Consider the following 26,763-nt stretch of genomic DNA (forward strand, 5'->3'; position numbering starts at 1 on the left):
CCCCTCAAATCGTTAATTGATTTTGAAATCGATGGGCACGCTGACCCAGCCGACCTGGGCGACATCGCCCTGTTTGGCCGGCACGAAACTCCAGCGCTTGACAGCGTTCAACGCCGCGTCGTCGAGTGGCTGGCGACCGCTGCTTTTCTGGATCTGGATCTCCCCGGCTTGCCGCTCGGCAGTACCTGCACGCGCAGCAGGACGGTACCTTCCCAACCCCGACGCTGGGCCAGCGATGGGTACTCCGGCGCGGGGTTCTTCAAGTACGCGGCGTTGGCTGAAGCCGGCGTCACCGGGGCCGGTGCCGGTGGGGCCGGCGGGGCGGCCACTGGCGTTGGCGGCTGCGGTGGTGCCGGGGGTTGCTCGACGGCTTTTGGCGCAGGCTTGGGCGCGGGCTTGACCACCGGTTTGGGTTTGGGAATGGGCTTGGGCGCGGGTTTCGCGGCCAGCTCGTCGACCACCGGAGGCGGCGGTTCGACCACCGGCGGTGGTGGGGGTGGTGGCGGTGGTGGCTGTTCGACAACCGGGGGAGCCGGTTGTGAAAATTCGATGGTCATCGGCGGGATTTGCGGCGGCACCACAGGCAGGACCGTCGTCGGCTGCTGGCTGATCCAGTAGATCACCGCGCCGTGCGCCAGCAGGGCGAGCGTACCCAGCAGCAAGCCTTCGCGACGGCTCAGCACGCCCTTGGGCGCACGTTGCAAACGCAGTTGATGCAGCGGCACCCGAGGCGCCCGGCCGAGGTCGACCAGCTCGCCGACCGGGGCCTGGCGCCAAAGCGCCTCCGGCATCGCGGCAGTGGTTTGGACGTTGCCCATTACTGACTCCAGTTAAGAAAAAAGCTGTTGAAAGCAAAAGAGCAATTACTGTGCCCAGCCACTCCAAACGCGGCCAAGTGGCGTGGGCGTTGGGGCAGGGGGCCTCGGTGGTGTTCATCACTCGGAGGTTCGCTGCGATTGAGGCAGCAGCGTTGCTGCCCGCCTGCTGCTGTAGCAGCAGGCGGGTGTTCAATGTTTGGCGGCGAGCAGGCTGGCGCTGCGTGGTGATTGCGCGAGTACGCCGATCTTTTCCAGCCGGGCGCGGACGATGTTGCGGCTGATGCCCAGGATCCGCCCGGTCTGCAACTGGTTGCCATGGCAGAACCGATAAGCCTCGCGAAATACCGTCTCTTCGATCTGCTCGTAAAGGTTGGGCAGGTTCTGTTCGAACAGTTTGGCCAACGCTTCTTCCAGGCTCGCCGGCGACTGGGAAGGCCCCGAAGCCAATGACGAGCCAGGCGGGCGGGCGCCGTGGTTGCGCATGTCCACCAGGTGCAGATCTTCGGGTTGCACGCGCTTGTTCAGGCACACCAGCAAGGCGTGATGGATGGAGTTCTCCAGCTCGCGGATGTTGCCCGGCCAACTGTGGTCGAGCAGCTTGCGTTCGCATTCCGGGCTCAGGGTGGCGCGGTTGTAGCCCAGGCGCTGGCAATGTTCCTCGAGGAAAAATTCCGCGAGCGGCAGGATGTCGCCCGGCCGCTCGCGCAGTGCCGGCAAGCGGATCGTCGCCACGTGCAGCCGGTAGAATAGATCTTCGCGAAAGTTGCCGGCCACCACCGCATCGGCCAGGTTGACGTTGGTCGCAGACACCAGGCGCACGTTGATCGGGATCGGCGTACGCGAACCCAGGCGCACCACTTCGCGCTCCTGCAACACGCGCAGCAACTTGACCTGCATGTTCAACGGCAAGTCGCCGATCTCATCGAGAAACAACGTACCGCCCTTGGCCGCTTCGAACCAACCGGCCTTGCTGGTGGTGGCGCCGGTGAAGGCGCCTTTCTCGTGGCCGAACAATTCGCTTTCCACCAGGGTCTCGGCGAACGCGCCGCAGTTGACGGCGACAAAGGGCTCGTTACGCCGATGGCTCAAGTTGTGAATGTGCCGCGCCACCAACTCTTTGCCGGTGCCGGTTTCACCCATGATCAGCGCATTGGCGTCACTGGGTGCCAGGCGCTCGATGCGATTGAGCAGTTCCAGCGAGCGTGGGTCCTTGAACACCAGTACGGTGGCCCGCACCGATTTGGTCAACTCGCGGGCGTTGGGATGTGTAATCAGTGCCATGGTGCTATTCCTGTAGCTGAGACCGCCTGAGGATCATGCACGATATTCATATAGATAAAAAAATTCTTAATTCGTCTTTGCTTATGTGTATTTGGAATACGAAAAATCGAGCGGAAAGGGTCCACAAAACCCGGGGCGAGTGCCGCCGTAGCGGCTCAAACCCGCTCTCGAATACGCTCTGCCAGCCATGCGTGTGGTGACGACTACACCGGTAACGCCTCGACGTGATCGCTGCCCACCAGCTCCGTCAGCAACTCGTCCTTGAGCTTGTGCAAGCGTGGGCAATGGCGTTCGCGGGGGTGGGGCAGGTCGACCTGGATTTCGTGCTTGATACGCCCGGGACGCGCGTCCATGACGATCACGCGGTCGCCCAGGTACAGCGCTTCCTCGACGTCGTGGGTCACCATGATCATGGTGCTGCGTTGCTGCACCCAGATGCGTTGCAGCTCGCGTTGCAGGTGCACGCGGGTCAGCGCATCGAGGGCGCCGAAGGGCTCGTCGAGCAGGAGGATTTTCGGCGTGTTGATCAGCGCCCGGGCAATCGCCGCACGCTGGGCCATGCCGCCGGACAACTGATGCGGGTAGGCGTTTTCAAAGCCCTGCAAATTGACCAGCTGGATGTGTTCGGCTACCAGGCGCTGCTTTTCCCGGTTCGGCAGGGGATGGTTCTTCAGCGCCACGGCGATGTTCTGCTCGACGGTTTTCCACGGGAACAGGCGGTGGTCCTGGAACACGATGCCGCGTTCCAGGCTGGTGGAATCGATGCGCTGGCCGTCGAGCAGGATGTCGCCGCTGTACTGCGCTTCCAGGCCGACGATCAGGCGCAGCAGGGAGGACTTCCCGCAGCCGCTGGCGCCGACGATGCTGACGAATTCGCCGGGCTTGACGGACAGGTTGATGTCCTGGAGCACCGTCAGGGGCTTGCCCTCGATGGCGTACTGCTTGCCCAGGCCGCGAATGTCCAGGGAGCCCGGCACATGCGCGGTCTGCCCCAGCCAGTTTTGCTTGAGTAATGCGTTCATGATTGCTTAAGCCTCAACGAGTGTCGCGCCAGCGCAGCATGTGCTGGCTCAGGCGCGAAAACAATTGGTTCATGGCGTAGCCGAGCAGACCAATGCACAGCACGCCGATCACCACGACCTCCATGCGTGAGCCGGCCTCGGCGTTCATCATCAGGTTGCCCAGGCCGTTGCCGGTGGAAAGAAACAACTCGACGCCCACCGAACTCACCCAGGCGAACGCCAGGGCATGCAGGATGCCGTTGGCGATGGCTGGCAGGGCGCTGGGCAATAGCACGTGCGTCAGTTGCTGCAACGGCCCGAACTCGAAGATCCGGCCGACTTCGCGGTAGCGCGGTTCGATGTGGCTGAAGCCTTCGTAGGTATTGAGCGTCATCGGGTAAAACGCCGCGAGGCTGACGATCAGCACCTTCGCCCCCTCGCCACTGCCGAACCACAGGGCGATCAGCGGGATCAGTCCGAGGATCGGCACCTGGCGCATGATGTGGTACAGGGGCCCAAGCACGCGCTCGACCACCCTCGACAGGGCCATCGACGCCCCCACGGCAACGCCCAGGGTGACCCCCAGCAACAGGCCGATGCAGGTACGCTGCAGGCTGGCCAGCGTGCTGATCAGCAACGCGCCGCTGTCGATCAGCTCCATCAGGCCTTGGCCGATGGTGGCCAGTGGCACGAACGCATAGGCCTGGGCGGCGCCCTGGCGCGAGGCCAATTCCCATAGGCCGACCAGCAGCAGCGGCAGCAACAGGCCACGGCCAAGATGGAACAGGTGAATCAAGGCAGGCATGGCAATCTCCTAACGGGTCTTCCAACGGAACAGGCGTTTTTCCAGCAGGCGAAAGCCGTAGTCGAGGGTGAAGCCGATGAGCCCGATGACGACCACACCGACCATCACGATGTCGATGCGCATCATCTGTCGCGCCATCTCGATCATCTGCCCCAGGCCGCTGTCGGCCGCCAGCAACTCGGCGGCGACCAGCACCATCCACGCCCGGCTCAGGCCGATGCGGATGCCGGTCAGGATGGGCGGTGCGGCCGCCGGGAAGGCGATGTCGACGATCAGGTGGCGCAGCGGCAGGCGGTAGATGCGCCCGACCTCGAAGTAATTGCGCGGGATTGCCTTGATCCCTTCGCTGGTGGCCAGTGCCACCGGGAAGAACACGGCTTTGGTGACGATCAGGATCTTGAAGGTCTCTTCCACGCCGAAGGCCAGGATGAACATGGGGATCAGGGCGATGGAGGGGATCTGGCGCACGGTATGAAACAGCGGCGAGCAATAAATTTCGACCGTCTTCGACAAAGCCAGGGCGATGCCGAACAACAAGCCTGCACCGGCTCCCAAGGCGAAACCCAAGCCCAGGCGCGACAGGCTGAAACGGATGTGCTCGGCAAGCTCGCCGCTGTGCAGCAAGTCCTTGAAGGTGTCCCAGACCACAGCCGGCGGCACCAACAGTTGCTCGGAATAACGGCCCGACTGGGCCACCAGCGTCCAGGCGAGCAACACCAGCAGCGGTGAAACGAACCAGCTCAGGCGGTTGAGCCAGGGCCGGCGAAGGAGCAGGGGCGGCGTTGCAGTGATCAGGCTGTTCATCAGATTGCCAACCTGGTTTTGCCCAGCACCGATTCCAGCGGACGGGGATCGACCCAGTCGCGGACATCGAAGGCGTGGTCGATGAAGTGATGTCGATGCAGGAAGTGGGTCAGGTCCTGCAAGGCCAGTAGCGATCTTTCCTCCAGGCGCGTAACCAGTCGGCGGTGGGCGTCTTCGCCGTAGGCGGCGGCGACGAAGTATTCGCTGGTGTTCAGTTCCCGGGCGAGGAAGCGGCGGGTTTCGTCGGCGTGACTCCAGGCCCACTGTTCGGCGCGCAGCACGGTTTCGACGATCAGCGCGGCGGCGTCGAAATGCTCGTCGAGCATGTGCTGGTCCACGGTGAGGGTGCGCGGAGTGCCGATGTTGCTGCGAATCATCGGGTCCGGGTGAGAGCCGGTATCGACCACCACATGCAGGCCGAACTCATCGGCCAGTTGCACGCCATGGGCGCCCTTGGCGAAGACCGCGTCGATGTCGCCACGCAACAGCCCGATCAGTTCGTTGTTGCGGCGCCGGTTCTTCGTGCCGATCTGTGCGCCGAACACATGCTGGATGCGCTCGTCACTGTGGGTGCCGCCGTAGGGATAGTCCACCAGTTCGACGTCGGCGAGGGTAAGGCCTTCCAGTTGCAGGGCGTTTTCCAGGGCGCGCAAGGCCTGGGCGCGGCCGAAGTCGATTTGCACGTTGGCCCATTTGGGAATGCCGAAGCGGCGGTTGCGCAGGTCGCGGGTGGTCTTGATCCCGGTTTCCGAGGTGGTGAGGATCAGTTGTACTTCGTCGCTCCAGGACAGGCCGAGCACACGGGTGTTCTTGCCGCTGGCCTTGGCCCAGATCGCCGGGGTATTGCCGCCGTGGCGTACCGAATTGTCCAGGTGATGGTCGAAATGCGCCTCGCGCACTTCCCGGTCGGAGGACTCGCGCAAGCCCTGGATATTGGTGCCGTAGGGGCGAAAGGCTTCGGCAAGACGGCCGGATTCGACCGCAATACCCAACCCGGTGGGGACCGGGCTATGGGTGTACCAGAGTGTATCGAGAGGTTTTGTCATGCAGGCAATCCAGACGGGGGGGCGCGGAGAATCGAAACGGGCGGGGAGCATCGCCCCCGCCCGGGACAACGGCTCAGCCGGTACGGGTGGCGACCAGGCTGCGCAGGGTTTCCTGTGGACGCGGGTCGATCCAGTCGGCCACCGAGAAGGTCGCGGGAATGAAGTTCCAGCGGTGCAGGAAGTCGGTGAAGTCCTGCACGCCGTTGATCGAACGCTCATCAAGGTTGGTGCGCAGGCGCTGGTGCGCGTCCGCGCCATAGGCGGCGGTGACCCAGAATTCGCTGCTGTTGGTTTCGTGGGCGAGGAAACGCCGGGTGTCCTGCGGGTGAGTCCAGGCCCACTCTTCGGCACGCACCACCGACGAAAGGATCGCCACTGCGGTGTCGTAATGCTGGTCCAGCAGGTGGCTGTCGACGCTGAGGGTGCGTGGGGTGCCGTTGTTCGAACGGATCAGCGGTTCCGGGTGCGAGCCGGTGTCGATCACCGTGTGCAGGCCGAACTGATGGGCCAGTTGGGCGGCGTGTGCGCCCTTGAGGAAAATCGCGTCGACTTCACCGCGCAACAGGCCCACCAGCTCGGCGTTCTGCCCACTGTTGCGGCGCCCGCCAAAGTTGGCTACGCCATTGACCACCTGGGTGGCCTCATCACTGAACGTACCGCCATGGATGTAATCCACCAACTCAACATCCTTGACCTGCAGGCCTTCGAGCTTCAGGGCGTTTTCCAGGCCGCGCAGGGCTTGCGCACGGGTGAAGTCGATTTGCGCATTGACCCAGTGCGGCAGGCCGAACTTGCGACCCTTGAGGTCCTTGACCGTCTTGATGTCGCTGCCGGGCAGAGTCAGGATCAACTGGACTTCGTCAGCCCAGGACAAGCCGATCACTCGGGTGTCGCGGCCGCTGGCCTTGGCCCAGATGGCAGGGATGTTGCCACCGTGGCGAACCGAGTTCTGCAGGGTGTGATCGAAGTGCGATTCGCGCACGGCTTGCTCGCTGGACTCGCGCAGCGACTGGATGCGTGTGCCTTGCTGTTCAAGGGCTTCTTCCAGCCAGCCCTTTTGCACGGCGATGCCCAGGCCGGTTGGCACCGGGCAGCGGGTGTACCAGAGTGTATCGAGGGGTTGCGACATGGTGCTTACTCCATTGGTTGCGGCAGGTCTTCACGGATGCGGTTGATCACCGGTTGCCAAGGGCTTTTGCAACGGCCATGCCACGCCCTGGAACGTTGCGCAAAGCCGCGGTTTGCGGGACTTTGCCGGAAGGGGCGTGAAGGCTGGGAGGCTCAATTGCTGCTGTAGCAGCAATCGATCAGCAAGGTCGGTGGGTGATCAGCAGCACTTCAGGCGCTGGTCGGTTGCAGCGCGGCGGGCGTGTACTCGTTGTGTTCGTAGGTGCGATACAGCGCGGCGTACGCCCCGCCCTGGCTGAGCAGCGCGGTGTGATTGCCCAGTTCGATCAGCTCGCCATTGCGCACCACGCCTATACGGTCGGCGTCGCGAATGGTCGCCAGGCGATGGGCGATGATGATCGCCGTACGACCTTCACAGAGGCGCCACAGGGCTTTCTGGATGCGCCGCTCGGTATGGATGTCGACGGCCGAGGTCGCCTCGTCGAGCACCAGCACTGCGGGGTCGGCGAGGAACGCGCGGGTCAGGCACACCAGTTGCCGCTGGCCATGGCTCAAGTGCGCGCCCAGTGCGCCGACTTCGGTGTGGTAGGCCTGGGGCAGGCGCTCCAGCACTTCATCGGCCCCCAGGGCCTGCGCGGCTTCGATCAGTTGCGCGTCGCTGGCCCCCGGACGGGCCAGGCGCAGGTTGTCGAGGATCGTGCCACTGAAAAGCACGTTGTCCTGAAGGACAACGCCGACATTGCGGCGTAATTGCTGTTGTGTCAGATGGCGGATGTCGATGCCGTCGAGCGTCACCACGCCATGTTGCACTTCGTAGAAACGCGTGAGCAGTTGCACCAGCGTGCTCTTGCCATGCCCGGACGGGCCGACAAGCGCCAACACTTCACCGGCGGCAATGCGCAGGCTGAAATCCTTGATGACCGCCGATGCGCCGGGCAGGTAGGCGAAGGTGACGTGCTCGAAGTTCACCGCGCCACGGGCTTTTTCCAATGCAGTGGGGGTGCGGCTATCGACGATTTCCGGCTGGGTATCGAGCAACAGGAAAATCCGCTGGGCCGAGGCTGAACCGGTGGCGTAACGTTCGAACAGATCAGACAGTTCCTGCAAGGGGCCGAGGAACAGCATCACGTAGAACAGGCTCTCGGCCACTTGCCCGACGGTGAGTTGCTGGTTGGCCAGGCCATGGGCGCCGAGTATCAGCAACACCGCCATGCCCAGAGCCGCGAGCAGCCCGGTAAACGGTGCAAACCAACCGGAGCGCAGGTTGCCGCCGATCAGAGCGTCGTTGAAGTCTTCGAGCAGGCGGCGATAGCGCAGGCTGTTGGATTGCTGCTGCACGCATTGCTGGATCATGCGCGCCCCGGCCACGGTTTCCACCAGGTGCGCGGTGAAGCGGCTGCGGTTTTCCGCGACCCTGGCCCAGGTGCGTTGCGAGATGCGCTTGAAGCTCCAGGTGGCGATGAACAACAACGGCACGATGCCGGCCACTCCAATAAAAAACAGCGGCGAGATCAGCCACAACATGATCGAGGCGACACTGCAGCGCAGCAGGGCGCCCAGCAGTTCCGGCGGGCCCTGGATCAGCAACGCTTCGAGGCTGTCGACGTCGCGGTCGGCGCGGGAAATGATCCGCCCGGCCTTGGTCCGGTCGAAGTAACCGATGCTCAGCGCCTGCACATGGCTGAACACGCGCACCCGCAGGTCGTTGAGCACGCGGATCGCAGCGCTGCCGGCGATGTACTGCGAAAGCCCGGCCAGCAGGAACCGTGCAGCCCAGGTGGACGCCAGGCCCAGCCCCAACACGCCGACCAACGCCAGGTCGAGCAGCCACGTATCGCCTTGCCGGACCAGCCCGCGATCAAGTAGCTCGCGGACGAACCACGGGCGCAGGAACACTGCGAGCACCAGCAGCAATTCCAGCCCGATCACCGCGAGGATGCGCGAACGCACCGGGCCGAGCAGCGGCAGCAGGCGGCTGAACATGCTGCGGTCCAGGCCTTTCTTGGCCAGGGCCTCTTCGATTTCGATGTCGCTCAGCGCCTTGCCAGGCATTGGATTAGCCATGTTCGATCCCCAGCAGATCACGATAGAAGGCGTTGCGCCGAACCAGTTCGCCGTGTGTTCCGCTGTCGGTGATGTGCCCGTCGGCGAGCACCAGCACACGATCGGCGAGCAGGATGGTCGACAGTTTGCTGGAGACGATCAGCAGCGTGGTGGTCTGCCCCTGGTGTTGGTGCAGGCCGCGAATGTTGTGGATCACCCGGCGCTCAGTGAGGGCGTCCAGCGCACTGGTGGCGTCATCCAGGCAGAGGATGTCGGGACGTGCCAAGAGGGCACGGGCGAGGTTGAGGCGTTGGCGCTGACCGCCGGACAGGGTGACGCCACGATCGCCCAGCGCGGTGTCCAGACCATGGGGCAACCGTTCCAGGACGTCGTCGGCGGCGGCCAGGCTCAGGCCCTGACGCAGCTCGTCGTCACTGGCGTGCGGGGCAGCCAGGCGCAGGTTGGCGGCCAGGGTGTCGGAAAACAGAAAGCTTTCCTGGGGGACCACATGGACGCGTTTGCGCAGTTCGTCCAGCTCGAGCGTGCGCACGTCCTGCCAGCCGTCACGGCCGGAACCGAGCGACACCGCGCCCTGTTGCGCATCGGTCAGGCGCGGCAGCAGGCTGGCCAGCAGACTCTTGCCGGCGCCCGTGGCCCCCACCAGGGCGACGATCTCGCCGGGCTCCAGGGTGAAGCTGCAGTTGTGCAGGATGCTGCGACCGCCGCCGGGGGCGTGCACCGTGACTTGTTCGAAACGCAGCCCCAGTGGCTGGGGCGACAACGCTTGGCTGCCGCCCTGGATAGTGTGCGGCGCATCGAGCAGTTGCCAGATCCGCTCGGCCGACGAGCGCGCGTCGGCGAACACCTGCATCACTCGGCCGATGCCTTCGATACGAAACACCAGAGTGGTCGCGATCAGCAGCGAGGTCACCCATTCGCCAATGCCCAGGTGACCGTCGCGTACCAGCAGGGCGCCATAGACGAAGATCCACACATGGCTCAGGGCGACGATCACCTGAGGCAGCGGGATGCGTGAACTGGCAAACGCCAGGGCCAGGCGCGCCTGCTCGGCAAAAAAGCCGACCTGTTGGCTGAAGCGCTCGATTCGCTGAGCCTCCAGGGCGAACGACTTGATCACCCGCACGCCGCCGATGCCTTCGCTGAGGTCCTGGTTGACCCGGTCGTAGGCTGCCCCGACTTCGCGGTCGAGGACCAGCAGGCGCTCGGTCTGGCGCACGAAGATCCACAGCCCCAGCCCGGTCAACAACAGTGGCACCAAGCCCAGCCAGGCGTTGTACCAGGCCAGCAGGCCGACCGTGGCCAACAGGATCAAGGGGGTTTCCACCAGTTGCCGCCAGAAACTGATCAGCGCATCGCGCAGCTTGTCGGCATCGCGGGTGGTGCGGCTGATCATCTCGCCCATGCCGTGCTCCCAGTGATAACCCAGCGGCAGGGTCTGCACCTGTTGCAGGATGCGTTCGCGCAGGCGGGTGAGCAGGGCCTGACTGAGGATCAGCGACAGCACGCCGCTGGTGTACTGGGCCACGCCGCGCACCAGCGCCACGCCGAGCAACAGCCAGAACCACAGCCACGCGCGACTTGTATCGAGGCTGCCGTCCTCCAGGCGAACAACGGCCTGGCCGTTGTTGACCTCGTTCATGGCATGCCCCACCAGCCATTGCTGGACGGCCAGCCCAGCGCTGACGACGATGAACAGCAAGGCGGTGAGGGCGAAGCGCCGCGGCATTTCTCGATAGATCAGCAGACTGCGCAGCAAAGGGTAGTGCTCGATCATGGGTTCACTTCTTGATGCCTGGATCGTGAAAACCCCGCAGACACCGGAGTGTGTGCGGGGCAGGGTGGAGGGGGCTGTTCGGTGGGTCAGCCGGCGATCTTCAGCGGGCTCGCCTCAGCAGTTGCGTCTACGACGGGACGCTGATGCACCAGCGGCAGCACTTCCTGGCCGATGCGCAGGGCTTCTTCCAGGTGCGGGTTGCCGGCCAGGATGAAGGTCGAGAAGCCGGCATCGCGGTATTCGGCCAGGCGTTCAGCGACGTTCTCGTGGCTGCCGACCAGGCCAATGGTCGGGCCTGGCTTGGCCTTGCCGAAACCGGCCCAGAGGTTGGGACCGATGATCAGGTCTTCGAAGCGTTCGCTGTTCTGGTGGTAAGCCGTCTGGCGTGCTGCCCCGACCGAATCCGAGCCGCTGGCGAAGCCCTTGATGAACTCGCTGGTTTTAGCGTCGATGCGCTCGTACTGGCGGCGCAGTTCCGACCAGGCGGCTTCTTCGGTCTCGCGGGCGAACAGATCGATACGAATGCCGAAGCGCACTTCACGCCCCTGCTTGTCGGCCAGTTCGCGCACCCGCTCGATGTGCGGCTTGAGTTTGTCCACCGGCTCGGCCCAGTTCAGGTAGACATCGGCGTGACGGGCGGCGACGTCCAGCGCCGGGTCGGAGAACCCGGAGAAGTACACGCTCGGCTTGCGCTCGTGGGTCAGGCCCCGTGGCAGCGAACCGTTTTCCAGTTGGTAAATGTCGCCCTGGTAGGAGAACGTCTCGTTCTCCCACAGGCCCTGGATGATGTCGAGAAACTCGCCGGTGCGCTTGTAGCGCAGGTCGTGGCTCAGAAAGTCGCCGTTGGCGCGTTGGGCGGCGGGGTTACCGCCGGTGATGATGTTCCAGTCGAGGCGGCCATGGCTGAGGTTCTGCAGGATGGCCGCTTGCTGGGCGGCGTAGGCGGGCAGGGTCCAGGTGGCCTGGAACGCGATCAGGAACTTGATCCGGCGGGTCTCACGCGCCAGCGCCGCCGCGGCGATCCAGGGCTCCGGACCGGTGGGCAGCAGAGCGCCTTCGAAACCCGCGAGCTCGGCAGCCTTGGCCACCTGGGCGATGTAGTCGATGTAGGTGAAACCATCCGGCTCGCCGTTGGGCAGGCGGCCAGGGGCGATGTTGCCCGGGCGATGAATCGCTGCGCCTCGGGTGTTCTTGTCGGTGGCCAGGTGATGCCCGTCACTGCCCAGGGGCAGGCGCCAGAAAAATTCGGTACTCATGCAAAACTCCTGAATCGCAATACTCGGGCCGGTCGGTACGAACGCCGCGGTAAGAGCATGATTGCAACGGCTGTGCCAAGGGTTCGGGGCACCGTGCGCCGCGGCTTTGCGCGGTATTGACCGGTGGCAGGCAGACAGGTTGCTGGTGGAGCAGCAGCGCAGCAGCAAGTCGTGCTGGTGATGCAGCAAGATCGCGGCGATCACCTCGAGGCGTTCTTGAGGATTCGATAAAATCCTTTGAAAACAACTGCTTGGAGAGCAGTCGCAGACTGGCACAGGAAGTGCTCTAGCGTTCGTTATGCCTGGACTGAGGTTCGGCATTCTCAATCGATCTGCTGGAGTGTTGTGCCATGACCCACGTGTTGACTGCCGAACAACTGACCTACCTGGACCAGGCAAAGCGCGATTTTGCCAAGGCCTACCGTGTGCTGAAAAATACCCGCACCCTGACCGCCACCAACACCTTCCAGGCTTATCTGCGCGTGCCCGACAGCCGTCTTGTGATTGCCCTGCATGCGCCTGGCCCATGGGCAGATGACGAAGAGATCCGTGCTGTGGTCGCGGACCATGACGGTGTGTTGTACCTGGACGAGTCCGTTCCCGGTTCCTCCCCGCTCAGCGGCAGCAAGGCCGGTGGCAACGGCCGACGTTACGCGAAGATCTTCGCCGAGCGCGCGGACATCAACCTGGTGATCCATGTGCATACACCGTGGCTGGGTGGTTGGGCCAGTGCCCACCGGGTGTTGCCGATCCGCTACGCCGCGTCCCAACGGGTGACCCTGGCCCGTGAGTTGCCGATCTACGTGGATCGCCGCCAGGCAGAGCCAGATTTCATCCTCGATAACCTGGCGCGCGATCCTCATCTGCCGGCGATCCTGGAGGCTAATGGCGGTGCGACGTTCTGGGGGGCAGGCATCGTTGCGGTGTCCAAGTTGATCCTGCTGATCGAAGAGGGCGCCTGGTTCCAGGGCCTGGCCGAAGGTCTGGGCGGCTCGAAGGAGTTCGGACCGGGTGTGCTGGAGCAGCAATGGAACATGACCGGGCTGTGGGAGCAGGGCAAGAAGCTGCTGGAAAACGCCGCCTGAGGATTCAGCAAGCAGGCCATACCCGTCAGGATGACGGGTTTGGCGTGAGGAAATAACAGCCCCGCCGTTGCGGGGCTTTGTTTTTCACTTCCATTCAGACGGCAGGTTGAGGTTCTTCAGGCCCTGTTCGACAAAGCGGTCGTCGAGCAGGTCATCGACCTTGACGTCCTTGCGGATCAGTTTGGCCTGTAGGCTGTAGGCGATGCCGTCCTGGTAGTGCTGGCGCAGGGTGGTGTCGATCAGCGGGCTGAAATGGTCCTTCCAGGGCTCGCCGTCCACTTCGCGCAGCAACATGCTCTGTGGCTGGCCCGACTGCGAGAGCAACTCGATGTATTCGGCCTTGTGCTGTTCCTGCGCCGCCCATTGCAGGGCCTTCAGATAGGCATCCACCACCAGTTGCGTGACTTCCGGCTGCTCGGCGACGAAATCGCTGGCGCCGAACAGTTCAGCACGCATCTTCCAGTCGGCCGGCGCCTGCTTGCTCGACCAGATGATCTTGCCGACTTGCTTGTCTTCCAGCAGGTAGGCGTCGCTCAGGGTGAAGAAGCCGTCGATCCGCCCGGCGCTCAACGCGGCACCGCCGGCCTGCGGGTTGAGGTTGAACATGCGAAAGTCATCGAAGGTGAGCTTGCGCGATTCCAACAGCTTGGCAAACGACAGCTCCCACGGCCGACCGCGATGCAAGGCCACGCGCTTGCCCTTGAGGTCGTCGATCGACTTTGCAGTGGAGTCCGGCGGCACCACCAGGTACACATTATTGCCGGTGCCGCCGGCGGCGATCAGTTTGGTCGACACGCCGGAAGCGTTGAGGATGATGCTCGGCAGGTCGCCGTAGAAGGCGAAGTCGATGCGCTTGTTGGCAAACTCTTCGTTGACGAAGGTGCCCACCGAGGCGGTGGCGGCCGGCACCCATTGCAGCTCGATGCCGCGCTTGGCCAGCTGTTCCTTGAGCCAGGGGTCCTTGTCCATCAGGTAGGTCGGGCCGTTGAAGGTGATCTTGCCGGCGTTTGAGTAGGCTACGGTGGCGATGCGCACGGTTTTCAGCGGCGCGGCGGCGAAGCCCGACTGGCTGGCGACGAGACCCAGCGTCAAGGTCGCAGAGAGCAGCAGCCGGGACGGAAGTAGACGTAATAGTTTCATGGGGTCTGCCCTGTGGGGCGGTGGCGGGCAAGGCCTGCCACCGCGGTTGATCAGAAGCGGCTGGTCAGCGAAACGCCGAAGGTGCGCGGGTCGCCAAACATCACCCCGGCGCTCTGGAAGCCGCCGGGCAAGGTGTGGCTGCGATATTCCTTGTCGGTGAGGTTGTGCACGTATCCAGTGACCTCGGTCTTGCCGCCTGGCAATTCATAGGTGACCCGCGCATTACCCAGGGTGTAGCCACCGCTGCGCATGTTCTGGCTCTGGTCGTTGGTGAAGTAGTACTGGCGGCTACGGGTGTCCCAGTCGGTGCCTACGACGACAGCGCCTCCGACATTCAATGGAATGCGGTAGTCGGCGCCGATCACCGCCGAGACGTTCGGTGCACGCACGAATTTGTTGCCCGAATAATCGTTGGGCCCCGAGGTGTAGTCGGTGAACTCGGTGTGCAACAGCCCCAGGCCGAAGTTGACGTGCAGGTTTTCCAGCGGGATGGCTTCCAGCTCGAACTCGGCGCCATAGGCTTCGCCCTGTGCGCCGTTGGCCAGGCGCGACACGGTCTGGTTGTTGATCGCCGACACGATGTTCAACTGGATGTCTTCGTAGTCGTAGTAGAACAGGCTGGCATTGGCGTTCAGGCGGCCGTCGAACCACTCGGACTTCAGACCCAGTTCGTAGGCGGTGAGGTATTCCGGGTCCACCGTGGCGACGGTCGATTGCGTGGTCACCCCGGCGTTGTAGCCGCCGGAACGAAAGCCCTTGGAGTACTTGAAGTACACCCGGGCGTTATCCGACAGCCTGTATTGCGGGGTCAGGTCGTAGGTCCAGTCGCTCCAGGTGTTGCTTTCGTCCTGCACAGCGGTGATGCCCAGGGGTGAGGTGATGTTTTCCGGTTTCCACCAATCGCCGCCGCCGAAACTGGCCTGGCCAATGTTGGCCACGCGGTTGAGGTCGATGGACTTGCGTTCACGGGTCCAGCGCAGGCCACCGGTCAGGCTGAAGTCATCGGTGAAGTTGTAGGTCACGCTGCCGAACAGCGCGTAGCTTTCAGTTTTCTGGTCGTAGGCCACGCGGTTGTAGCTGCGGTTGACGTAGGTGTTGGTCAGCGTGCCGTTGGCGCTCTTGGCGTCGAGGTCTTCGTTGAAGTAGTGCAGGCCCGCCACCCAGTTCAGCCGGTCGGTGCTGGGTGAGGCCAGGCGCAGTTCCTGGGAGAACTGCTTGCTGTTGGCGTAGGCGTAGCCGCGTTGCAATTCCAGTGGCGTGTTATCGCTGTCGCTGAGGGCATCACGCTCGAACGATTCGAAGGCGGTGATGGAGGTCAGTTGCAGGTCGCCCAACTGCCAGATCAGGTTGAGATTGCCGCCGTCCTGCTCGATGTTCGCGGTGTTCTTGGCGTTGTAGTACACATCGCCTTGCTTGGGGTCCACGTGATAGCCGAACTGGTTGTTGCCGTTCGGCCCGATACCGTAGTTGACGGAACTGGAGCTGCCGGTGTCATGGTAGCGACGGCTGTGGAAGTTGACGTTGGCCTCCAGGTCGTCCGACAGCACGGCGAGAAATTGCAGGCGGATCGCATCGTCTTCCAGAGCGCCACGGTCGTTGCCGTTGGCCTTGTTCTCGTTGTAGCCGTCGTTGGCCTGGTGACGGATCGCCACGCGGGCCGCCAGCTTGTCGTCGACCAGTGCACCGCCCACCGCGCCTTCGACGGCGCGGCTGGCATAGTTGCCGACGTCGAGCTTGTAGTAGCCGTCATCCTTGAAGGTCGGTTTTTTCGAGATGAAGTTGATCGCGCCGCCCGTGGTGTTCTTGCCCCACAAGGTGCCCTGCGGACCGCGCAGCACTTCGACACGGTCCAGGTCGAACAGCGGGAACCCGGTGGCGCTGATGTTGGAGATGTACACGTCATCCATGTAGATGCCCACCGGGCTCACGGTGTTGGCGCCCTGGTCACCGGTGCCCAGGCCACGGATCCACCAGCGCGGCCGGCCATGGCCATCGACGGTACCGGCCGAGGCGTTGGGAATGTAGCGGGTGATTTCGTTGGCCGAATTGAGCGAGGCCTCGCGGATTTTGTCACCGCTGAGCACCGAGATCGACGAAGGCACGTCCTGCACGGTTTCTTCGCGCTTCTGTGCGGTGACCGTGACTTTTTCCAGTGTCGAGCCGGTGTTGGTGGCTGCGCTCGAGTCAAGGTTTTCATCGGCGTAGCTGCTGTTGATGCAGAGGCTCCCCAGGCTGACAGCGACGGCGATGGATATACGTGTGCGTTTGAACATAGTGCTCCCCATTACGGCTTCGGAAGAGAGTTTCAAGACTCTCGCAAGGCGGACATCGGGTCTGTGTAGCAGCCCGTTTGCAGGGGCTATCGCAACAACCGTACCGAAAATGGAGAACGTCGAAATTAATTCTATCTTATTGAAATTAAAGGATAAAAAATCAACCTGGTTGAGATGTTGGCGGATCGTGGGCTGTCAGGCTGCTGGTCTGCACGCACCTGCTGCGCGGGTGCTGCTGGAGCAGCACCCGTGTCTTCAGTGGGAGGGTTCAACCGCTATAGGCTTTGGAGCGTTCGAGCAAACCGGTGCGTTGCCATTGCAGTTCCAGCGCGCCGGGCGTGTACACCTGGGCACCCCCCAATTGTTCGGCAATGGCCTGATACCGCGCGGCCTCTTCGACGAACAGGATGATCTCCGAGGTCTTGAGGATTCCCTGGCCCCAGAAGTTGGCACCGCCGTTGGATTCCAGCAGGGCCGGCGGGGGAGCCAGCTGCGGGTGATTGTCCAGGCGCTCGCGAATCACCGACAACGCGCTGCGCGTGCGCTCCAGGTGGTTGGGGATTTCGCGCGCGAGCAGGTGCCGCGCCGCGGCGACATAGAGAATCGGGAACGGCTTGTGTGCCAGGGACCAGGCCGACAGCCACGCGGTGTGCACGTGGATCAGGGTGTCGGCTTGCAAGCGGGGTTCATTGAGCAACGAATCCGGGTGATCGGCGAAGGCGCTCAGGGTGATTTTCGGCGCCTGATCGCGGGCCAGGCCGCCGGGGAAGCGGATGCCCAGCAAGCGGTCGGTACCGGGGATTCGCTGGGAAATGTGGAACGTCAGGCTCGCTGACAACGTGCCATTGCTGCGCAGGGTGTCGAAGGCGTGAACGGCATCGAGGCGGGCCTGTTCGATGTAGGCGAGCAGGTCGATATCGGCGGTGGGTTCAAGGGCAGACATGTGGGTTCTCCTGGGGGGATGTCGGTGCGATCACGTGGCACGTCATCCGGGAGAGCACAGGGCGTGCCATGAGGGTAATTAGGGTGGGTGAGGCCGGCCAGCAAGGGCGCGGCCGAGCGACGCGTTGGGTGGCGGGCGACGGCCGATGTCAATGTGCTGGATGAGCAGCAGTGAATAAGCAGTCTGGCCGTCAGTTAGCGCAGATCCATCGCCGTCCACTCCCGGGAGACTTTCCAAAGACGCTCAGCCAGCTCCGGATCGGCAGCCCACTGCGCCACACCCTTGCCGCAAGGTTCAAGGCGCAGGTGGGGCAAGCGCCTGTTGAATATGCCGCACACTGGCGCATGCGCGTGGCCGCGTCGCGTTTGCAGCAGGGCAGTGAGAGCGTCTCGGCGGTAGCCGCTTCGCTGGGCTATTTATCCGACGCCGCATTTGGCGTGGCCTTCCGTCGCGTTCACGGTACATCCCCCGGCCGATATCGCCGCACCGGCGCTCTGTAGGAATGAGCTTGTCGAAGCGTCGCGATTGCGGCGTGTCAGGCAATATAAGTGACATGGACCGCTCATCAGGTGTGTTGAACGCACTGTCTTCCTTCCACACAGATGAATGACCAATGTGGAGGAAATCATGATGAACACGATCCGTATGTCCCTGCTGCTATGCAGCCTGTTCGCGCTGCACGGTTGCTTCGACAGTTCGAACAACACCACCAAGGACAACACCGACGGCAGCAAGTCTTCCGTGCAAATGCAGGAAGGAAAGGCTGACGAAGGCAAGTAACGCCATTCAGCCAATCATCCGCCGCACCACCCGCCGAATCGCCGGCGCCGCCAGCACCACCACCGGCAGCATCATCACCCACGACAGCACCCACGCGTTCAACCAACGGGTGGCAAAGACGAGGTCGAACGCATGGGGAGTGGTGGCGATGGCGGCCGCGACCGCGCACGTCAGGCCGGATTGAACGACGCCGAAAACGAAATGCTCATAACGGGCGGGGATTTTCATCGGAGTGTTCTCGAGAAAGAGCGGCGGGGCGCGATGCCCGGCCGCTCGGGGACGGTCAAGCCGGTTGCAGTTTCGCGATGGTCTCTTCGGTGGTCCACAGCCCGTGAGCCAGGAAGCGGTAGTTGATGATGGCCGACAGGTAGCCATCGCCATCCGGCAGGCGTGGGCCGGCGGTGGCGTCGCGGACCACGACAATCTCAAAACCCTGTTCGAGCAGTTCACGCAGGTGTGATTCCACACACAGGTTGGCAGCCATGCCGGCGAGGATGATCTGCGACACGCCTTTCTTGCGCAATTGCAGCGCCAGGTCGTTGGTCTCCGGGCCGTAGACCTTGTGCGGCGAGGCGATGATGGTCTCGCCATCAAGGATGTAAGGCTTGTAAGCCTCTAGGAAATCCGCGCCGGAGCCTTCGAAATTTTCCAGGGTGTTTGGTCCTTTGCGGTCGAACATGCAGATGCTGTGCATGACCTTTTCCAGCGGTCCGCCGAAATGCCAGTCATGGTCGTGCGGGTAGTAATAATGCGGCGACACGGCGACGGGCAGTTTCTGCGCCTTGAAAGCCTTGAACAACTTTTCAAGGTTCTCGACGGTGTTGTTCTCGACGATGCTGTCACCGAACACCGCCCAACTGGCGCCGGTAGGGCTGAGGAAGTCGTTCTGCGGGTCGATGACCACCAGGGCGGCTTTGCTCAGGTCGAGCTTGAAACCAGTGCCAGGCAGTGCGGGTTCAGCGGGGTCGGCGTACAGATGGCTCATGACGGTTTACCTCTTGGGTTCTTGCGTGGATGAGACGTGGATGTTGCTTTATATAAATGACCAGTCGGCTTACTAAGTGAGCAAAAAAACTCACTCCCATAGCCGAGGCAAAACCATCGATACGAAACGCTGCAGGGGTGCACCGTTTCGCAGGACCTTGCCGCGCATGACTGCGCCTTCCCAGCCCTCTACCATGATGGCCGCCAACTCTTCGGCGTTACAGGTTTCAGGCAGTTCGCGGCGCTGTTGCGCTTCACGCAGGCAGCTGGCGAGCAAACCTTCCCAGCGCGCCAGCACGTCGGCCAGACGCTTGCGGGTTTGTTCGCTGCCATTGGACATTTCCAGGGACAGGTTGCCGATCAGGCAGCCCAGACTGAATTCATGCTCGCCGTGCTCATGCACCAAGGCCTGGAAGAATTGGCTGATGCGCTCCAGCGGCTTGACCCGGGCGTCGTAGAAGATCGGCCCATGGCGGGTTTCGATCGAGGTCCAGTATTCCTCGAGGATCTCGGCCGCGAAGTCTTCCTTGCTGGCGAAGTAGTTGTAGAAAGAGCCCTTGGGAATCTCGGCGGCGGCGGTGATGTCCTGGACGCCACAGCCGTTGAAGCCACGGTCGTGAACCACCTGGCGGCCAATCGACAGCAAACGGGTTCTGACTTCAAGGTTGACCGGGCGAGCCATGGCGGAGACATCCAGTGGTGAGAGAGTTTTAATAAACTAACTGGTCATCTATTAATCGTCAACCGGTCGCTGCAAAAATCTGCAGCGACCGGTCGAGCCATCAGCGACTACGCAGGTACTGTCCGCGCCCGAACAGGTGATCCAGGTCATCGGCGCTTGCCTGACTGCGGTGCTGCGCGGCTTCCTCGCGAACATTGCGCGCCAGTTGCTCCATGCGCCTCGCTGCCGGGCGCGCGGCAATGGTGGCGCACCAGCGGGCGAGGTTGGGTCGGCCAGCGCTGGGCAACTGCAAGCCATCCAAACGTACCAGCCAGGCAAAGGCGGCCATGTCGGCAATGCTGTATTGATCGGCGCAGAGGAATTCGCGTTGCTGCAAGCGTTGCTCAAAGACATCCATCAGGCGGATCGCCTGGCTGGTGTAGCGTTCGCGGGCGTAATCACTGGCCTGTGGTTCGAAACGCGTGAAGTGCAGATGCTGGCCAAAGGTCGGGCTCAGGCCGCTGACTTCCAGCATCAGCCATTGCAGTACCTCGTAGCGCGCATCACCGGTCGGTGGCAGAAATCGACCCGATTGCTCGGCCAGGTAAATCAGGATCGCCCCGGACTCGAACAAGGTTCTGCCATGACAATGATCCATCAGCACCGGTACGCGACCGTTGGGATTGAGTTCAAGGAACGCAGGGCTGAACTGATCGCCACGAAAGATATGGACGTGCTCGAAACGGTAAGCGAAGCCGAGTTCCTCAAGCATCAACGCCACTTTCATGACCGTGGAACTGCCGGCGCCGTATAACGTGAAATCGGTGTGTTGCGACATGAGTTATACCTCGCTGGATTGCATGACAGGGGGAAGGGGCTGGTGGGTGCCGAGCACGACGCACATCACGGCGTCATGGGCGCCGACATTGATTTCCTGGCGGTAGAGACCGGGCGGCACGGAGAACAAATCCCAAGGGCCGAGCACCTGTTCAAACGTTTCCTCGCCACTGCGCACGATGATCTTGACCCGGCCCTGGAGAATGAAGAACACCTCCTCGGCGTCTTCGTGGCGATGCGACGGGCTGCTGTGGCCCGGCGGCAGGACCACGTTGAGGAAGACGAAATTGCCCGGCGTGACTGCGCCCGGCTGGTTGCCCGCAGCGATATAACGGATCTGCGCGCGGGCGTATTCCGGCTGCTTGCGGGCCTGGTGGGCGAAGGTCTGCCAGTCGGCATGACGCTCGTCACGCAGGGCCACGCGGCTGTTCATCCACTCGGTCAGGGACATCCCGGCCGGGCGTTGCCAGCTCGCCGAAGCATCGTGAAGCATTGATTGAGTCATGGGGCACTCCAGGTCAGAAGCGATACGACACGCCAGCGCCAACGCTGCGTCCGTTACCGGCGGTGAACGTTGGTTGCGCGGCGGTGGCCTGCAAACGGGTGACATAGGAGCTGGCGTAGCGACGGTCGCCGAGGTTGTCGCCTTGCAGGTTGAAGGTCCAGTGATCGTCCATTTCATAAATCGCCTTGAGGCCGAACAGGGCGTAGCTGTTTTGCTCCAGGCCCGGCGTATTGACGTGGTCCACCGGGGAGCCATCGGGCAACCAGTAGACGTTGCCACCCACCTGCCAGCGGCCGAACTTGCGCATCACTTCGGCGTTGACCATGTGGCGCGGCACACCGGCGATGCGATTGCCGTCCAGATCGCCATCGACGAACCGGAAGTCGCTGTATGTCCAGGCCAGTCGGTAGCTGTAATGGTCGTCGTTGCCATGCAGGCCCAGCTCCACGCCCTGATGACGCGTGCGATCGGCGTAGTTGTAAGTGCCGGTACGAACCCCCGAGGCATCGGTGGTGGCGATCAGTTCGTCTTCAATCTCCGAGCGGTAGACCGTGATGTCCCAGTTCAATAGCGGATGCACGTTGCCTTGCACACCGACCTCGAAGGTGCGGGCTTTTTGCGCGCGCAACTTGAGCAGGTCGGTGCTGGTGGTGTTCGCGTTGGCGGCATTGACCTCGCTGGTGACGATTTCCCAGAACGTCGGCACTTCCCGTTGGGTGCTGAGCGTGGCGTACCAGCGGATTTGCTCGTTGGGCCGCCAGTTGACGCCAATCTTGGGCGCCAGCCAGTCCCAATCCTGGTCCAGCCGATTGCCCGTGTTTTTTTCCTTGGCATCCCGCTGGCTGTCGGTGTAGCGCAAGCCGGCCAGCAGCGACCACTCGGCGTCGATGTTCCAGGTCAGTTCGAGGTTGGAAAACAGGTTGCGGGCTTGCAGCTCATAGTCGCCAAAGTGGCTCAGGCGCGAGCCATTGACCGGCGAAACGGCGTAGAACGAACGGTCGATATCGCTGTGGTCCACGCCGGTGGCGAAGCGGTAGTCGAGGTCCCCGACGCTGCCATCCAGTGCCCATTGCGCACCGACGGTATCGGTTTTACTCGGGGTATCGACCAACAGGTTTTTGAAACCGTCGTTGGTGGTCTGGTAGTAGACGCCGAGTGTGTGGTTCAGCTCGCCCTGGGTCCAACTGCTGCGGTTGACCAGGCGTGAGCGTTCGATATGGCGGCTGGGGTCGCGGGCATACACGTTCAACTGGCGGTCCTGCGGCGTGTTGCCATCGCCCATGACGCGGTCCGGATCGCTGTCGATACGGCTGCCGGGCACCACGAATGGAATGTCGAAATCCAGGTCGGCCCAGGACAGGTAGGTGCGGTTCTCGAAACCGCTGTCGGTGCGCAGGCCGACGTTGCTACTGAACGTTCGGCGTTGCGACTGCGAGTGATGGCGGAAGCCGTCGTAGTCGTCACCGGTGACGCTGATGCGGCCGTCCAGTTGGTCCTGGGCGCCACCCAGTGCGGCTTGCCAGCCCAGGCGACCGAAGCTGCCACCTTCCAGGCGCAGTGCACCGTTTTCATCGCGGCCGGTGAGGGTGCGGAAATTGACTTCGCCACCCAGTGCCGAAGCGGCCGGGTTCTGAGCATTGCCACCGCGCAGGGCGCTGACCCACGCGCTGTTGCGCGGCTCGAGCAAGCCGATGATGAATGAACCGTCGGCGTCGTTGACCGGCAGGCCGTCCTCCAGCAACAGCACGCCACGGCTGATCGGGTTGCTCTGGATGCCCGAGCCGCGGATGTTGAATCGCGGCTGGTCGATGCCGCCGGAGAAATCCTGGATGACGATCCCCGGCTGGTAGCCGAGGGCGTCACGCAGGCTGCCGAGCCGGGTTTCGCGATTCGGCTGGGCGAAATTGGTGCCGCCGGGCACAGTGGCCAGGCGGGCCATTTCCTGTTCGGCGCTCGGGGCCAGCACGTCACGGGGTTGTGCGCGGCCTGTGATGTCGATGACGGGCAGATTGACCACGCTGTCGTCGGCCTGGGAGTAACCGACGGGCAAAGCGAAGCCTAGCGCGGCGACCATGGCCGTCGCGCGGGGGAAGTAATCGGTCATGCTGTTCTCTCGATAGCGAGCAGATTGGGGGTGTCTGGAGGGTGTTGCCGGTCAGGGTGGCAGCGCCTCCAACGGCTGGCCGTGGGCGTCCTGCCAATGTCCCTGGCCGTCGATCAATACCAGGCGTCGCTGCACCAGCGGCGCCAGTTCCTGGGGGTGGTGGCTGACACATATCAATGCCGCGCCGCGGGCGGCCAGCCATTGCTGGCAAAGCTCGGCCAGGGTCTGGCGCAGCGTCGGATCAAGGGCGCTGAAGGGCTCATCGAGCAGCAACAGATCAGGCTCGACCGATAACGCGCGCGCCAGTCCCAGACGTTGCGCCATGCCACCGGATAACTGCGCCGGCCAGCGCGTGGCGCTGTCGCTCAACCCGACACGGGCCAGCCACTGCCGTGCTTGCTGCTGCGCCTGCGCCGGTTCCAGGCCACGGGCGAGCAGCGGGATCACCAGGTTATCCAGGGCGTTGCGCCACGGCAGCAAGGTCGGCTGCTGGAAGGCAATCGCGATGCGCTCGAAGCTGTTGTGCCACGTACCCTGATCGACCGTTTGCAGGCCGCAGGCCAGGCGCAGCAAGGTGCTTTTACCGCTGCCACTGGCGCCGACCAGACCAATGCGTTCGCCCGGCTTGAGGCACAGCGACAGGTTGTGCAGCACGGTCGTCTGCCCATACCGGACGGCGATTTCCCGGGCTTCAATCATGGGGCACCCGATTCCATGCGCTCAGGCGCCGTTGCAGGGGTTGCAGCAGCGCGAATTCGAGCAGCGCCACCAGCAGCAGGACCAGCAGAACCCAGGCGTATAAGGTGCCGCTGTCGAACGCGCTCTGGGCATTGGCCAGGGCAAAGCCGATGCCTTCCTGGGCGCCGAGCACTTCGGCCATCACCACGATGCGAATGCCCGAGGCGCCGGCGATCAGCAGGGCCGCGCACAACGGTCCGGCCAATGCCGGGATGTACAGATGACGCAAGCGCAGGACGAAACCGAAGCGGTACACCCGCGCCATCGCCAGCAATTGCGGGTCGAGCAGCGCCATGCCGCGTACGGTGTTGACGTACACACCTGGCGCCAGGACCACGGTGGTCATGAAAATCACCATGGCGCTGCCCATGCCGAACCACATCATTGCCAGCACCACGACCACTACGGGTGGCGTAGCCATCAGCACCCAGCGCAGGGGCTCGAGCAAACCGCGAACCCGCCCATCGAGGCCGGCCAGCAGACCCAGGCCGAAGCCGAGGAGGGTGGCGCCGCCGATACCGATCAGAATGCGCAGCAGGCTGATGCCTAACTGGGCCCGCCACTGGCTGTCCTGCATGAGCTGCCACAAGCGTTCGACCGCCACCATGGGAGTGGCGGCCAGCAATGCGCCGAAGCGCCATGCCAGCAACCACCAGCCAGCCAACAGCAGCACCGTGCCGAGCAGCGCCCAGCGTCTGGATGTGTGGCTCATGGCGCGTACAACCCCGCGTCGGGCAACCGTCCGCCGATCAGTTCGGGGGCCTGGCTGAACAGTAATTGATAGAACGCCTGCAACTGCGCGTGCACCTGGTTGGCTGGCCGCGGGTCGAGCGGGCTATGGGCAATCGACTGCTCCAGGGCCTCGATGGACAGGTGGGGCAGGTAACGGTGCGCCAGTTCGGCGCAGGCGCGTTGTTGCTGTTGGCACCACTGGCTCGCATCCTGATACGCCTGGGCAACACTGGCCAGCAGCGCCTTGTCGCTGACCACGGCGCCGGACGCCATCAGCCCGGCCTGGGGCAGTTGCGCCTGCTCGGGGAAACTGTCCGCCCACAGTGCTTGCAGGCTCTTGACGCGATACAAGGGTGCCGCGCCGGGTTGTCGCGCATTGCGTTCCAGCAGCACGGACACCGACGGTTCCACCAGCAGGGCATGATCGGCCTGGCCGGACAGCAACTGGTTGACCGCTGACGGGAAGTCGCGCGCGGAGCGAATCTTCACCTCGCGCCCGGCCTTCCAGCCCTGGGCCGCGAGCAGGCGATCGACGACGATGCCGGGCATGTCATGGCGCAGCGGGACCACCAGTTCCTTGCCGCGCAGGTCACTGAAGTCGCGCACGTTCGGATCACGGCTGACCAGCCAATGCACGCCCCACGCCGATACCGTCAGCAGGCGCACGGCTTGCCCTCGGTTGTAGAGATTGGCCGGCACGGTGCTCGGCGCGGCGCTGAAATCGACCTGGCCAGCCACCAGCAATGCTCGCAGTTGCTCGCCGTTCTGCCAGAGCTGAAAACGCACCTCGCGTGCCTGGGCGGCCAGGGCGTTCTGCTCAATCAGACGGAACAGCGGAAAGCTGACCACCGAGGGCGGGCCGGCCAGATTGAGTACGGCACGCTCCGGCTCCGGCTCTGCCACCGCCGCGAGGCTGGCAGACAAGACGAGGGAGAGGAAAAACTGTCGCATGGTGCACGTACTCGCAATTAACGATATGTATTATCGTTTGCATTATTGGCCTGCTTGCAGCGGGATGAAAATGACAAAAGTCAGAAACGATCATCAGCGACGTGTATAGCTACCGCACGTCAATCCGCTGCGGGGTTGGCCAATGAAACATCGCGTCGACTGCTGGCAGATCATGCAGGGGCGTCGAGCGCAAGATAAACAAACTTAAATAATATTAATGGAGGGCTGTTAATACGCAGATGGCGAATAATTCATCGGATCAGATGGCGCGGTGTTTTGTGCGGATGATGGGAGAGGAATATAAATCTGTGCGGGCTCTGACGATTTGGCAATGTGACTCGTAAGTTGATTGCGACCTCGCCATTATTCATGGATGATTTATTCACGACTTCGTGGTTGCCAGTTTGAAGCGAAATAAGTGATGTGGCTCTGGGTTGCGTAGTCGTTGTTTCGTACCCAAAGTCTGAAATTCTGCACTCGACCCTACCTCCAGCTCAACACAGGACATTAGAATATGGACTCACTGAGTGGCGTCACCATCAATCAGAACTTCATCCCCTCCAGCAGAGAATTGCAAGTCAGGACAGAAGCACGGCCTGCGTCCAGTGCCGTGGATTCCGCAGCTGAAACAGGAGGCAGCAGCAACCGAAACTCGGTAGCAGTGACTATTTCAGTAGAAGGGCTTAAAGCATCTTCGTCTGCTCAAAAATCGGGTAACTCGGCATCCAATGAAGCAAAACAGATCGAGAAAATTCGTGAGCGTATAAAGGAATTGCAAAAGCAGATCCAGGAACAGCAGGCGCAACTGCAAGCGATACAAGCTGATCAACGCCTGTCCGCTGAAGAAAAAACGTCACGTGTGAGTGCGATAAACCAACAGTTGGCGAGTCTCAATGGCAACCTGGCCGGCGCAACGGCACAGCTGATGGAAGCCCTGAAAGGTGCTGGGACAGCGAAGGGTGCTGATGCCGTGCAACCATTGCCTTTCGTGCAGCATGATCCGATGCCGGCATCATCCAGCTCCAGCTGAACAGTTTCAGGAAACGTATCATT

The 26,763-nt window shown here is 62.8% G+C and carries 25 protein-coding genes and 1 pseudogene; 4 read left to right on the plus strand and 22 right to left on the minus strand.

The window, feature by feature from the left end; all coding sequences use genetic code 11:
* Positions 1-12: 12 nt before the first annotated feature.
* The 10 genes and pseudogenes from AB4N33_RS05180 to AB4N33_RS05225 all read right to left on the minus strand — a co-directional run bounded on the left by AB4N33_RS05180 (position 13) and on the right by AB4N33_RS05225 (position 11,977).
* A pseudogene (locus tag AB4N33_RS05180) lies at positions 13-818 on the minus strand (energy transducer TonB).
* Positions 819-1,007: 189 nt separating this feature from the next.
* The gene (locus AB4N33_RS05185; protein ID WP_460123897.1) at positions 1,008-2,099 is read right to left on the minus strand and encodes a sigma-54 interaction domain-containing protein; all 1,092 of its coding nucleotides are present in this window, start codon (positions 2,097-2,099) and stop codon (positions 1,008-1,010) included.
* A gap of 203 nt (positions 2,100-2,302) precedes the next feature.
* On the minus strand, positions 2,303-3,121 hold the full coding sequence (locus AB4N33_RS05190) for an ABC transporter ATP-binding protein (protein WP_476456617.1): 819 nt from the start codon (positions 3,119-3,121) through the stop codon (positions 2,303-2,305).
* 13 nt (positions 3,122-3,134) lie between these two features.
* On the minus strand, positions 3,135-3,905 hold the full coding sequence (locus AB4N33_RS05195) for an ABC transporter permease (RefSeq protein WP_476456618.1): 771 nt from the start codon (positions 3,903-3,905) through the stop codon (positions 3,135-3,137).
* Positions 3,906-3,914: 9 nt separating this feature from the next.
* On the minus strand, positions 3,915-4,709 hold the full coding sequence (locus AB4N33_RS05200; protein ID WP_460141538.1) for an ABC transporter permease: 795 nt from the start codon (positions 4,707-4,709) through the stop codon (positions 3,915-3,917).
* A complete protein-coding gene (locus AB4N33_RS05205; protein ID WP_460123908.1) occupies positions 4,709-5,755 on the minus strand; it encodes an ABC transporter substrate-binding protein in 1,047 nt (348 codons plus the stop codon). Before AB4N33_RS05205 ends, AB4N33_RS05200 begins: the two co-directional genes overlap by 1 nt.
* A gap of 73 nt (positions 5,756-5,828) precedes the next feature.
* Positions 5,829-6,884 carry an ABC transporter substrate-binding protein gene (locus AB4N33_RS05210; protein ID WP_460123911.1) on the minus strand — a complete coding sequence of 352 codons (1,056 nt, stop codon included), beginning with the start codon at positions 6,882-6,884 and terminating at the stop codon, positions 5,829-5,831.
* A 209-nt stretch (positions 6,885-7,093) separates the two neighbouring features.
* Positions 7,094-8,947, minus strand: coding sequence for an ABC transporter ATP-binding protein (locus AB4N33_RS05215; protein ID WP_476456619.1), 1,854 nt, complete (start codon positions 8,945-8,947; stop codon positions 7,094-7,096).
* Complete coding sequence (locus AB4N33_RS05220; RefSeq protein ID WP_476456620.1) at positions 8,940-10,721, minus strand: ABC transporter ATP-binding protein; 1,782 nt, start codon at positions 10,719-10,721, stop codon at positions 8,940-8,942. The genes AB4N33_RS05215 and AB4N33_RS05220 overlap by 8 nt, the downstream gene beginning before the upstream one ends.
* A gap of 86 nt (positions 10,722-10,807) precedes the next feature.
* Entirely contained in the window at positions 10,808-11,977 is a 1,170-nt protein-coding gene (locus AB4N33_RS05225; protein ID WP_476456621.1) for an LLM class flavin-dependent oxidoreductase, read from the minus strand.
* 350 nt (positions 11,978-12,327) lie between these two features.
* On the opposite strand from AB4N33_RS05225, the gene AB4N33_RS05230 reads away from it, so the two are divergent.
* A complete protein-coding gene (locus AB4N33_RS05230) occupies positions 12,328-13,062 on the plus strand; it encodes a class II aldolase/adducin family protein (RefSeq protein WP_476456622.1) in 735 nt (244 codons plus the stop codon).
* A gap of 84 nt (positions 13,063-13,146) precedes the next feature.
* Here the strand turns inward: AB4N33_RS05230 and AB4N33_RS05235 are convergent, their stop codons facing one another.
* The 3 genes from AB4N33_RS05235 to AB4N33_RS05245 all read right to left on the minus strand — a co-directional run bounded on the left by AB4N33_RS05235 (position 13,147) and on the right by AB4N33_RS05245 (position 17,418).
* On the minus strand, positions 13,147-14,202 hold the full coding sequence (locus tag AB4N33_RS05235) for an ABC transporter substrate-binding protein (protein ID WP_476456623.1): 1,056 nt from the start codon (positions 14,200-14,202) through the stop codon (positions 13,147-13,149).
* Positions 14,203-14,252: 50 nt separating this feature from the next.
* Positions 14,253-16,475, minus strand: coding sequence for a TonB-dependent receptor (locus tag AB4N33_RS05240; RefSeq protein WP_460123928.1), 2,223 nt, complete (start codon positions 16,473-16,475; stop codon positions 14,253-14,255).
* 268 nt (positions 16,476-16,743) lie between these two features.
* Positions 16,744-17,418, minus strand: coding sequence for a class II aldolase/adducin family protein (locus AB4N33_RS05245; protein ID WP_460123931.1), 675 nt, complete (start codon positions 17,416-17,418; stop codon positions 16,744-16,746).
* A 170-nt stretch (positions 17,419-17,588) separates the two neighbouring features.
* On the opposite strand from AB4N33_RS05245, the gene AB4N33_RS05250 reads away from it, so the two are divergent.
* The gene (locus AB4N33_RS05250) at positions 17,589-17,918 is read left to right on the plus strand and encodes a helix-turn-helix domain-containing protein (protein WP_476456624.1); all 330 of its coding nucleotides are present in this window, start codon (positions 17,589-17,591) and stop codon (positions 17,916-17,918) included.
* Positions 17,919-18,048: 130 nt separating this feature from the next.
* The gene (locus AB4N33_RS05255; RefSeq protein ID WP_460123934.1) at positions 18,049-18,198 is read left to right on the plus strand and encodes a hypothetical protein; all 150 of its coding nucleotides are present in this window, start codon (positions 18,049-18,051) and stop codon (positions 18,196-18,198) included.
* 6 nt (positions 18,199-18,204) lie between these two features.
* On the opposite strand, the gene AB4N33_RS05260 is transcribed toward AB4N33_RS05255, so the two are convergent.
* The 9 genes from AB4N33_RS05260 to AB4N33_RS05300 form a co-directional block, all read right to left on the minus strand.
* Complete coding sequence (locus AB4N33_RS05260) at positions 18,205-18,426, minus strand: DUF2798 domain-containing protein (protein WP_460141544.1); 222 nt, start codon at positions 18,424-18,426, stop codon at positions 18,205-18,207.
* 55 nt (positions 18,427-18,481) lie between these two features.
* Positions 18,482-19,183 (minus strand): cysteine hydrolase family protein, encoded by a 702-nt coding sequence (locus AB4N33_RS05265; RefSeq protein ID WP_460141545.1) that lies wholly within the window; start codon positions 19,181-19,183, stop codon positions 18,482-18,484.
* Between the two features lie 90 nt (positions 19,184-19,273).
* On the minus strand, positions 19,274-19,864 hold the full coding sequence (locus tag AB4N33_RS05270) for a TetR/AcrR family transcriptional regulator (protein ID WP_476456625.1): 591 nt from the start codon (positions 19,862-19,864) through the stop codon (positions 19,274-19,276).
* Positions 19,865-19,964: 100 nt separating this feature from the next.
* Positions 19,965-20,681, minus strand: a complete 717-nt coding sequence (locus AB4N33_RS05275; protein WP_476456626.1) for a glutathione S-transferase family protein — start codon at positions 20,679-20,681, stop codon at positions 19,965-19,967.
* 3 nt (positions 20,682-20,684) lie between these two features.
* Positions 20,685-21,185, minus strand: a complete 501-nt coding sequence (locus tag AB4N33_RS05280) for a cupin domain-containing protein (protein WP_460141548.1) — start codon at positions 21,183-21,185, stop codon at positions 20,685-20,687.
* A gap of 13 nt (positions 21,186-21,198) precedes the next feature.
* Complete coding sequence (locus AB4N33_RS05285) at positions 21,199-23,289, minus strand: TonB-dependent receptor family protein (protein WP_476456627.1); 2,091 nt, start codon at positions 23,287-23,289, stop codon at positions 21,199-21,201.
* Between the two features lie 51 nt (positions 23,290-23,340).
* Positions 23,341-23,988 (minus strand): ABC transporter ATP-binding protein, encoded by a 648-nt coding sequence (locus tag AB4N33_RS05290; RefSeq protein WP_476456628.1) that lies wholly within the window; start codon positions 23,986-23,988, stop codon positions 23,341-23,343.
* Positions 23,981-24,739 carry an ABC transporter permease gene (locus AB4N33_RS05295; RefSeq protein WP_460141551.1) on the minus strand — a complete coding sequence of 253 codons (759 nt, stop codon included), beginning with the start codon at positions 24,737-24,739 and terminating at the stop codon, positions 23,981-23,983. The genes AB4N33_RS05290 and AB4N33_RS05295 overlap by 8 nt, the downstream gene beginning before the upstream one ends.
* A complete protein-coding gene (locus AB4N33_RS05300; protein WP_476456629.1) occupies positions 24,736-25,710 on the minus strand; it encodes an ABC transporter substrate-binding protein in 975 nt (324 codons plus the stop codon). Before AB4N33_RS05300 ends, AB4N33_RS05295 begins: the two co-directional genes overlap by 4 nt.
* A 514-nt stretch (positions 25,711-26,224) precedes the next feature.
* Between AB4N33_RS05300 and AB4N33_RS05305 the strand changes: the two genes are divergently transcribed.
* On the plus strand, positions 26,225-26,740 hold the full coding sequence (locus AB4N33_RS05305) for a hypothetical protein (protein ID WP_460141553.1): 516 nt from the start codon (positions 26,225-26,227) through the stop codon (positions 26,738-26,740).
* The last annotated feature ends 23 nt before the right edge of the window (positions 26,741-26,763 follow it).

The organism is Pseudomonas sp. S1_E05 (assembly GCF_056337105.1).